The organism is Nakamurella sp. (genome assembly GCF_048594475.1).
Classification (GTDB): Bacteria; Actinomycetota; Actinomycetes; order Mycobacteriales; family Nakamurellaceae; genus Nakamurella.
Genome location: NZ_JBMDXT010000297.1, coordinates 1 through 1,960, shown reverse-complemented (window position 1 = coordinate 1,960; position 1,960 = coordinate 1). Strand labels below are relative to the sequence as shown.

Sequence of the window (1,960 nt, the reverse complement as noted above, 5' to 3'; positions counted from 1 at the left end):
GGCCGCGCCCGGGTGGGGCTGGATTCGTGGCGGTGTGGCGGTGGGCCGGCGGGCCGGCGGGCCGGGACCGAGTGAAGGCGCGCGCTCGCTGGGCGGGTGTAGGTCTTCGTTCGGTGCGGCAACGGGGTGCGGTGGCTCGGCGTCGGGGTGTCCGGCCGCGCCCGGACGGGGGTCGAGCGGCTCAGTCCCGGAACCGGGCTGCCGGCCGGCTCCGCGCCCGGCCGGCTCCGCTGCCGGGCGGCTCCGCGCCTGGGCGCCGGCGGCAGGCGCCGGCATGGGAGTTCCGTGTGAGCCCGGGATCAGGAATACATCCGCCCGCTGCTCAGTTGAACCGGGCAGTAAAGTTGAGTCGAACAGACGCAAGTCCTTTGACACCAGCTTGACAACCTCCGGATCCACGGGCATCTTCGCGTGGGAAGTCCGGACGTGAACTGAAGACGAGAAGTGCAGACGAACGGCGCCGCCCGCCCGGGCGCGCCATCGATGACCCGGTGGAATGGGTTCCGCCGGGCAGTGTGCAGGAGGAAATTGCATGTCCCGTGCCGTCGGTATCGACCTCGGTACCACCAACTCGGTCGTCTCCGTCCTGGAGGGCGGCGAGCCGACCGTCATCGCCAACGCCGAGGGCGCGCGGACGACGCCGTCGATCGTGGCCTTCGCCAAGAACGGCGAGGTGCTGGTCGGCGAGGTCGCCAAGCGCCAGGCCGTCACGAACGTCGACCGCACCATCCGGTCGGTCAAGCGCCACATGGGCACCACCTGGAAGTCCCCGGACATCGACGGCAAGACCTACACCGCGCAGGAGATCAGCGCGCGGGTGCTGGGCAAGCTCAAGCGCGACGCCGAGGCCTACCTGGGCGAGCCCGTCACGGACGCGGTCATCACCGTGCCGGCGTACTTCAACGACTCGCAGCGTCAGGCCACGAAGGAGGCCGGTGAGGTCGCCGGTCTGACCGTGCTGCGCATCGTCAACGAGCCGACCGCGGCCGCCCTGGCCTACGGCCTGGACAAGGGCGACAAGGAGCAGACCATCCTGGTCTTCGACCTCGGTGGCGGCACCTTCGACGTCTCGCTGCTGGAGATCGGCGACGGCGTCGTCGAGGTGAAGGCGACGGCGGGCGACAACAAGCTCGGCGGCGACGACTGGGACGAGCGGATCGTCAAGCACCTGGTCGACAAGTTCAAGGCCGCCCACGGCATCGACCTGACCCGCGACAAGATGGCGATGCAGCGCATCCGCGAGGCCGCGGAGAAGGCCAAGATCGAGCTGTCCAGCTCGCAGCAGACCTCCATCAACCTGCCGTACATCACGGTGGACGCGGAGAAGAACCCGCTGTTCCTGGACGAGACGCTGTCCCGGGCCGAGTTCCAGAAGATCACCTCCGATCTGCTGGACCGCACCCGCAACCCGTTCCATCAGGTGATCAAGGACGCCGGCGTCAAGGTCGGCGACATCGACCACGTGGTGCTGGTCGGTGGGTCCACCCGCATGCCGGCCGTCACCGACCTGGTGAAGGAGCTGACCGGCGGCAAGGAGCCGAACAAGGGCGTCAACCCTGACGAAGTGGTGGCGGTCGGCGCTGCCCTGCAGGCCGGTGTGCTGCGCGGCGAGGTCAAGGACGTGCTGCTGCTCGACGTCACCCCGCTGTCCCTGGGCATCGAGACCAAGGGCGGCATCATGACCAAGCTGATCGAGCGCAACACCACCATCCCGACCAAGCGGTCCGAGATCTTCACCACGGCCGAGGACAACCAGCCGTCGGTGCAGATCCAGGTCTACCAGGGCGAGCGTGAGATCGCGGCCTACAACAAGCGTCTGGGCATGTTCGAGCTGACCGGCCTGCCGCCGGCCCCGCGCAACGTGCCGCAGATCGAGGTCACCTTCGACATCGACGCCAACGGCATCGTGCACGTGTCGGCCAAGGACATGGGCACCGGCAAGTCGCAGTCGATGACGATC

1 protein-coding gene is annotated in these 1,960 nt (G+C 68.5%); it reads left to right on the top strand.

Annotation, left to right across the window (positions count from 1 at the left end; translation table 11 throughout):
• Window positions 1-532: 532 nt before the first annotated feature.
• Window positions 533-1,960: molecular chaperone DnaK (gene dnaK / locus ACOJUF_RS13685; protein ID WP_420122388.1), on the top strand; the 1,428-nt coding region annotated here is incomplete at its 3' end.